This window comes from Streptomyces sp. NPDC057010 (assembly GCF_042673805.1).
Lineage (GTDB): Bacteria > Actinomycetota > Actinomycetes > Streptomycetales > Streptomycetaceae > Streptomyces.
On record NZ_JBHUSC010000073.1, the window covers coordinates 20,650 to 27,683 of the forward strand.

The 7,034-nt window shown below is 71.7% G+C and carries 7 protein-coding genes; 5 read left to right on the top strand and 2 right to left on the bottom strand.

What is annotated here, in order from left to right; genetic code table 11:
* Positions 1 to 1,374: an FtsW/RodA/SpoVE family cell cycle protein gene (locus ACFTXQ_RS33810; RefSeq protein WP_382648614.1), complete on the top strand. Its 1,374-nt coding sequence runs from the start codon at positions 1 to 3 to the stop codon at positions 1,372 to 1,374.
* Complete coding sequence (locus tag ACFTXQ_RS33815) at positions 1,371 to 2,837, top strand: penicillin-binding transpeptidase domain-containing protein (RefSeq protein WP_382648617.1); 1,467 nt, start codon at positions 1,371 to 1,373, stop codon at positions 2,835 to 2,837. The genes ACFTXQ_RS33810 and ACFTXQ_RS33815 overlap by 4 nt, the downstream gene beginning before the upstream one ends.
* On the opposite strand, the gene ACFTXQ_RS33820 is transcribed toward ACFTXQ_RS33815, so the two are convergent.
* Positions 2,821 to 3,252: a hypothetical protein gene (locus tag ACFTXQ_RS33820; protein ID WP_382648620.1), complete on the bottom strand. Its 432-nt coding sequence runs from the start codon at positions 3,250 to 3,252 to the stop codon at positions 2,821 to 2,823. The genes ACFTXQ_RS33815 and ACFTXQ_RS33820 overlap by 17 nt on opposite strands.
* A 148-nt stretch (positions 3,253 to 3,400) precedes the next feature.
* Positions 3,401 to 4,507, bottom strand: coding sequence for a ferritin-like domain-containing protein (locus ACFTXQ_RS33825; RefSeq protein WP_382648623.1), 1,107 nt, complete (start codon positions 4,505 to 4,507; stop codon positions 3,401 to 3,403).
* Positions 4,508 to 4,676: 169 nt separating this feature from the next.
* Between ACFTXQ_RS33825 and ACFTXQ_RS33830 the strand changes: the two genes are divergently transcribed.
* Genes ACFTXQ_RS33830 through ACFTXQ_RS33840 form a run of 3 tightly spaced genes read left to right on the top strand, consistent with a single transcriptional unit; the run spans position 4,677 to position 6,622 of the window.
* Positions 4,677 to 5,606: a diiron oxygenase gene (locus ACFTXQ_RS33830; RefSeq protein ID WP_382648626.1), complete on the top strand. Its 930-nt coding sequence runs from the start codon at positions 4,677 to 4,679 to the stop codon at positions 5,604 to 5,606.
* Between the two features lie 22 nt (positions 5,607 to 5,628).
* Entirely contained in the window at positions 5,629 to 6,345 is a 717-nt protein-coding gene (locus ACFTXQ_RS33835) for a TetR/AcrR family transcriptional regulator (RefSeq protein WP_382648629.1), read from the top strand.
* A gap of 10 nt (positions 6,346 to 6,355) precedes the next feature.
* Positions 6,356 to 6,622, top strand: a complete 267-nt coding sequence (locus ACFTXQ_RS33840; protein ID WP_382648632.1) for a hypothetical protein — start codon at positions 6,356 to 6,358, stop codon at positions 6,620 to 6,622.
* Positions 6,623 to 7,034 lie beyond the last annotated feature (412 nt).

The window sequence follows — 7,034 nt, forward strand, 5'->3', positions numbered from 1 at the left end:
ATGAGCGCTCTGACGGCGAAGGTGGCGGAACCCGCCCCGCCACCACCCCCCGACGCCCGCGCGCCCAAGCGTCGCGGGGTCGAGCTGGCCCTCCTGGCCGGCGCCGTCCTGATCTCGGTCCTCGGCCACCTCTACGTAGGGCTCGCGACCACCGGCCGCGTCCCGCCCGCCGCCACCCACTACGCCGCCGGCCTCGCCCTCGCGGCCCTGGTCGCGCACCTCGCCGTCCGCCTCCGGGCCCCGTACGCCGACCCCCTCGTGCTGCCGATCGCCGTCCTCCTCAACGGCCTCGGCCTCGTCCTCATCCAGCGGCTCGACGCGACCACCCCGGCCCGCCTCACCGCCGGCAGCCAACTGCTGTGGTCCGGGCTCGGGATGGCCCTCTTCGTGCTCGTCGTCACCGCGCTGCGCGACCACCGGGCGCTCCAGCGCTACGCCTACCTCTCCGTCGCCGCCGCCCTGGTCCTGATGCTCGTGCCCGTGTTCTTCCCGGCGGTCAACGGCGCGCACATCTGGATCCGCTTCGCCGGACTGTCCTTCCAGCCGGGGGAGTTCGCCAAGATCCTGCTCGCCGTGTTCTTCGCCGCCTACCTCGCCGCGAACCGCACCGCCCTCGCGCTCACCGGGCGCCGGCTGTTCTGGAGGCTGCGCCTGCTGCCGGGGCGCGTGCTGGGCCCCATCCTCACGATCTGGCTGCTCAGCGTCGGCGTGCTGGTCCTGGAGCGGGACCTGGGGACCTCGCTGCTGTTCTTCGGACTGTTCGTGATCATGCTGTTCACCGCCACCGGCCGGATCGGCTGGACCGCCATCGGCCTGCTGCTGGCCGGGCTGGGCGCGTACGCGGTGGGGACCTTCGAGCCGCACGTGAACAGCCGCGTCGAGGACTGGCTGAATCCTTTCGCCTCCATCGACCGCGGTGAGGGCCCCGGCCAGCTCGCCCAGTCCCTCTTCGCCTTCGGCGCGGGCGGCCTGCTCGGCGCCGGCCTCGGCCACGGCCAGTCCTTCCTCATCGGCTTCGCCGCCAAATCGGACTTCATCCTCGCCACCGCCGGCGAGGAGCTCGGCCTCGTCGGACTCGCCGCGATCCTGCTCCTCTACGGGCTCCTCGTCGCCCGCGGCTTCCGCGCCGGGCTCGCGCTGCGCGACCCCTTCGGCCGTCTGCTAGCCACCGGCCTCGCCTCGATCGTCGCGCTCCAGGTGTTCGTCATCGCCGGCGGCGTCACCGGGCTGATCCCGCTCACCGGCATGGCCATGCCCTTCCTCGCGCAGGGCGGCTCCTCCGTCGTCACCAACTGGGTCATCGTCGCCCTGCTGGTCCGGCTCGGCGACAGCGCCCGCAGGCCCAGGCCGGGTGGGGAGGAGAGACCCGCGTGATCCGCTACATCCGCTGGTGCGCGTACTTCTGCGCGCTCCTCCTCGCCGCCCTGCTCGTCAACATCGCCCGCGTGCAGGTCTGGGAATCCGCCTCCTACGGCGCGAACCCGGCCAACAAACGCCCCGCCATCGAGCGGTACGCCGAGCCGCGCGGGGACATCCTGGTCGACGGCCGGCCCGTCACCGGCTCCCGCGACAGCGGCCAGCTCCTGCGCTACGAGCGCACGTACGCGAACGGCCCGCTCTACGCGCCCGTCACCGGCTTCTCCTCCCAGACGTACGGGACCAGCTTCATCGAGCGCGCCGAGGACGGGATCCTGTCGGGCACCGACCCGGGGCTCTCCGCCTTCCCGCTCTGGTACGAGCTCGCCCGCGGCCGCCCGGCCGGCGGGAACGCCGCCACCACCGTCCGGGCGGCCGTGCAGCGGGCCGCGTACGCCGGGCTGGCGGGCAAGCGGGGTGCGGTGGCCGCCGTCGAGCCGGCCACCGGGAAGATCCTCGCGCTGGTCAGCAGCCCCTCCTACGACCCCTCCGAGCTCTCCGGTACGGGCGCGCGGGTCACGGAGGCCTGGGCGCGGCTGAACGCGGACCCCGACAGGCCGATGCTCAACCGGGCGCTGCGCGAGACCTACCCGCCCGGCTCCACCTTCAAGATCGTGACGGCGGCGGCGGCCCTCGACGCGGGCGTGGTCACCGACGTGGACGCGCCGACCGAGACCCCCGACCCCTACCCGCTGCCCGGCACCAGCACCCTGCTGCCGAACGCGGCCACGGGCTGCCAGGACGCCTCGATGGCGGAGGCGGTGCAGTGGTCCTGCAACACGGTGATGGCGAAGATCGGGGTGCGGGTCGGGCTGCGCGGGATGGTGGCGGCGGCGGGGCGGTTCGGGTTCAACGACGACGGGCTGCGGGTGCCGGCCTGGGTGTCCCGGTCGAACTTCGACACCGACATGAGCCAGGACCAGCTGGCGCTGTCCTCGATCGGGCAGTTCAACACCAAGGCCACGCCGTTGCAGATGGCGATGGTGGCGGCGGCGGTCGCCAACGGCGGGGAGCTGATGTCCCCCTACCTGGTGGACCGGACCACGCAGGACGACGGCTCCCCGGTCCGCCGCGGCGGCCGGCGCAGCCTGGGGCGGGCCATGAACCCGGCCACCGCGCTGCGGCTCCAGGAGCTGATGGTGAAGGTGGTGGAGAACGGGACGGGGAAGAACGCGGCGATCCCGGGCGCGGTGGTCGGCGGCAAGACCGGCACCGCGCAGCACGGGGTCGGCAACGCGGGGACCCCGTACGCGTGGTTCATCTCCTGGGCGCGGGCTGAGGGGGCCCCGCTCCCGGCGGTCGCGGTGGCGGTGGTGGTCGAGGACGCGGCGGCGGACCGCGGCGACATCAGCGGAAACCTGGCGGCCGCGCCGATCGCGCGGGCGGTGATGACGGCGGCGCTGGCTAGCGCTGGACGGTGATGCAAGGTTGGCCGGGCTGGAGGGTTCCACCCTCGTAGAAGTAGCCGCAGATCCGGACCCCGGCCGCGAACGTCCACTGGACGGTCACGTCCACGTAGGCCCGGCCGTAGACACAGCCGTTGTGGTAGCTGCCCCAGTAGTACGTGTCGGACTTGCCGGGGTACTTGGCGACCAGCGCGGCCCGGTAGTTGCAGATGCCGTCGGGCTTCGTGCGCACGACGTTGCCCTTGTTGACGCGCAGGCCCGATCCGTCCACGTTCACGCAGACGTAGCCGGGCCCGGTGGAGGCGGTACAGCCGCCCGCCGAGGCGGCCGCCTGCGGGGCCGTGGCGAGCGAGAAGGCGACCGCGGCGGCGGCGCCGGCCGCGCCCGCGAGAAGTCGACGGACGGTGCGGCCCGTGACGGGGTTTCCCATGACTGGCTCCCCTGCTGGTCGGAAGGGGCACAGTCGAGCAGACGACCGGGGGGCGCGGGAAGGCGTGCAACACCGGCGCACGAGGCGCCCCGAACGCGCCGCCCCGCCCCGCGGCGCCCCGCAGGGGCCCGGCTCCGGGTCGGTAGGCCTACGCCTCCGCGCCCTCCGCGATTGCGGCCTGGACCTCCTCCACCCGCTCCGCCTCCTCCGAGGCGAACCGTTCGCGGTCCAGCGCCTCCGCCAGCTCCTCGTCCTGGGCCATCAGCAGGTCCAGATTGGAGTCGCCCATCTCGAAGACGCCCATCTCCAGGTACGCCTTCTGCAGCCGCTCCCCCCACAGCCCGATGTCCTTCACGCACGGCACGATCCGGCTGAACAACAGCTTCCGGAACAGGTGCAGGAACTCCGACTGCTCGCTGAACTCCTCCGCCTCCTTCCTCGGGATCCCGAAGTTCTCCAGCACCTCCACCCCGCGCAGCCGGTCCCGCATGAGGTAGCAGCCCTCGATCACGAACTCCTCGCGCTCGCGCAGCTCGGCGTCCGTCAGCTGCTTGTAGTAGTCCCGCAGCGCCATCCGCCCGAAGGCCACGTGCCGGGCCTCGTCCTGCATCACGTACGCGAGGATCTGCTTCGGCAGCGGCTTGTCCGTCGTGTCGCGGATCATGCCGAAGGCCGCCAGCGCCAGCCCCTCGATGAGCACCTGCATGCCCAGGTACGGCATGTCCCAGCGGGAGTCGCGCAGGGTGTCGCCCAGCAGTGCCTGGAGGTTGTCGTTGATCGGGTAGAGCATCCCGACCTTCTCGTGCAGGAAGCGTCCGAAGATCTCCGCGTGCCGGGCCTCGTCCATGGTCTGGGTGGCGGAGTAGAACTTCGCGTCGAGGTCCGGCACCGACTCCACGATGCGCGCCGCGCACACCATCGCGCCCTGTTCGCCGTGCAGGAACTGGCTGAACTGCCAGGCGCTGTAGTGCCGGCGCAGTTCGCCCTTGTCCTTCTGGGTGAGTTTGGCCCAGTGCCGCGTCCCGTAGAGGGTCAGCACCTCGTCCGGTGTGCCGAGCGGATCGTACGGGTCCACCTCGATGTCCCAGTCGATGCGCTTGGCGCCGTCCCACTGCTTGTCCTTGCCCTTCTGGTAGAGCGCGAGGAGCCGCTCGCGGCCCCCGTCGTACTCCCAGCTGAAGCGCGCGGAGCCGGAGGCCGGAACCTGCCAGACGCCCTCGCCCGGGTCCTTGGTGTAGAGCTCGTGCGTCGACACTGACGCCTCCTCGTCTCACGTACTGGCGTACAGGACTGGACAGTTGGCAGCGTCACACGTTGGTAGACGCCGGGTCAACAAGTCGTGCGCGGGGGATTGACGACCTTGCTGACAGGCAGTCTCATAAGCAGTGACCGCCGGTAACCCAACGAGCGAGGTATCCCAAGCCATGACGACCGCGACCGATCGAAACGCGCTGAGGGACGCACTCGGCCTGCTCAAGGACCGCGAGCAGATCGCCGAACGGCTGCTCGAATCCTCCGCCAAGCACTCCTTCGACCCCGACAAGGAACTCGACTGGGACGCCCCGGTGATCGAGGGCAAGTACTACTGGCCGCCGGAACTGCTCTCCCTCTACGACACCCCGCTCTGGAAGAAGATGGGGGAGGAGCAGCGCATCGACCTCTCCCGCCACGAGGCGGCGGCGCTCGGCTCGCTCGGCATCTGGTTCGAGATCATCCTCATGCAGCTGCTGGTCCGGCACATCTACGACAAGTCCCTGACCAGCAACCACGTCCGCTACGCGCTCACCGAGATCGCCGACGAGTGCCGCCACTCCATGATGTTCGCCCGCATGATCCAGAAGGCCGGCGCCCCCGCCTACCCGGTCTCCCGCGTCAACCACAACCTCGCCCGCATCCTCAAGACGGTCTCCACCACCCCCGGCTCCTTCGCCTGCACCCTCCTCGGCGAGGAGATCCTCGACTGGATGCAGCGCCTGACCTTCCCGGACGAGCGCGTCCAGCCCCTCGTCCGCGGCGTGACCCGCATCCACGTCATCGAGGAGGCCCGCCACGTCCGGTACGCCCGCGAGGAACTGCGCCGCCAGATGCTCACCGCCCCGCGCTGGGAGCAGGAACTCACCCGCGTCAGCTGCGGCGAGGCCGCCCGCGTCTTCTCGCTCGCCTTCGTCAACCCGGCCGTCTACGAGAACATCGGCCTGGACCGGCGCGAAGCCGTGGCCCAGGTCAAGGCGAGCGGGCACCGGCGCGAGGTCATGCAGACCGGCGCCAAGCGGCTCACCGACTTCCTCGACGACATCGGCGTGATGCGCGGTGTCGGCCGCAGGCTGTGGAAGAGCTCGGGCCTCCTCGCGTAAGGCGGTCGTCTACCCTGCGGACATGACGACCGTACGCGCCTACCGCAGACTGAGCGTCGAGGAGCGCCGAGCCCAACTCCTCGACGCCGCCCTGTCGCTGTTCGCGCACCGGGCGCCGGAGGAGGTCTCCCTCGACGACGTCGCCGAGGCCGCCGGGGTTTCGCGCCCCCTCGTCTACCGCTACTTCCCGGGCGGTAAGCAGCAGCTCTACGAGGCCGCCCTGCGCTCGGCGGCCGACCTCCTCGAACAGTGCTTCGCCGAACCGCAGCAGGGCCCCCTGACCCAGCGCCTGACCCGGGCCCTGGACCGCTACCTGGCCTTCGTCGACGAGCACGACGCCGGCTTCTCCGCCCTCCTGCAGGGCGGCAGCGTCGTCGAAACCTCCCGTACGACGGCGACCGTGGACGGCATCCGCCGGGCCGCGGCCGCGCAGATCCTCGTCCACCTGGGGGTCCCCGAACCGGGCCCCCGGCTGCGCATGATGGTCCGTACGTGGATCACCGCCGTCGAGGCGGCCTCCCTCATCTGGATCGACGAGGGCAAGCAGCCGGAGGTCGACTTCCTCCGGGACTGGCTGGTGGACCAGTTCATCGCGCTGCTGACCGCCACCGCTGCGACGGACCCGCAAACCGCGGCCGCCGCCCGCTCCGCCCTCGCCCTGGAACCGGCGGACGGCCCGGTCGGGGTCCTGGCCCGGCGCGTGATCCCGGTGGTCTCCGAGGCGGCCCACCTGCTGTGACACTGGTGGGGTGAAGAGCCAACCCACCCCCTTCGAGGGCGGCCCGATGGACGGCCGGGTCCTCCCGATCCTCCTCGGCCCGACCGGCCACCCCCCGAAGTGGTACGAGATCCCGGTCCCGTCCCCGGACGGCGGCCCCCCGACGGTGCTCCTCTACGAACGTGTCCCGTCGGGCTACTCGAAGCGGCTGGGGCTCCAGAAGGGCTGGAAGTACCGCCACGTCCCGACGGGCCTGAAGCCGAAGCTCCGCTGGCCCTGGACCAAGCCCCGCCCCTGACCGCTCGGCGGCCCTCCGAACCCCGGGGCTCCGCCCCGGACCCCGCTCCTCAAACGCCGGAGGGGCTGGAGTTTGCCCGGCGAGACTGCGCAGGTGCGGCTCAAAGACCGGGGCTCCGCCCCGTACCCCGCGCCTCAAACGCCGGCGAGGCTGGATTGTGCCCGGCGAGGTTGGATTGTGCCCGGCGGGGCCGGAGTTTGCCCGGCGGGGCTGGAGTTTGCCCGGCGCGGTTGGAGTTTGCCGGGCGGGGCTGAATGTGTGCCCGGCCGGGACTGGATGTGCCGGTCGGGGTCGGGGACGGGGTGGGGTGTTGGCCGGGACTAAAACGAGATGAATTCGGCGCACGCTCCCGCCCGACGGAACAACCCCGGACAGGGCGCCGAACATCGAAGCCCGTCCCGGACGACACCCC

What these genes read in the sequence shown, in the direction of transcription:
- ACFTXQ_RS33835 (WP_382648629.1), top strand. Translation starts at nt 5,629, where the DNA reads ATGACGACCGTACGCGCCTACCGCAGACTGAGCGTCGAGGAGCGCCGA.
- ACFTXQ_RS33830 (WP_382648626.1), top strand. Translation starts at nt 4,677, where the DNA reads ATGACGACCGCGACCGATCGAAACGCGCTGAGGGACGCACTCGGCCTG.
- ACFTXQ_RS33810 (WP_382648614.1), top strand. Translation starts at nt 1, where the DNA reads ATGAGCGCTCTGACGGCGAAGGTGGCGGAACCCGCCCCGCCACCACCC.
- ACFTXQ_RS33820 (WP_382648620.1), bottom strand. Translation starts at nt 3,252, where the DNA reads ATGGGAAACCCCGTCACGGGCCGCACCGTCCGTCGACTTCTCGCGGGC.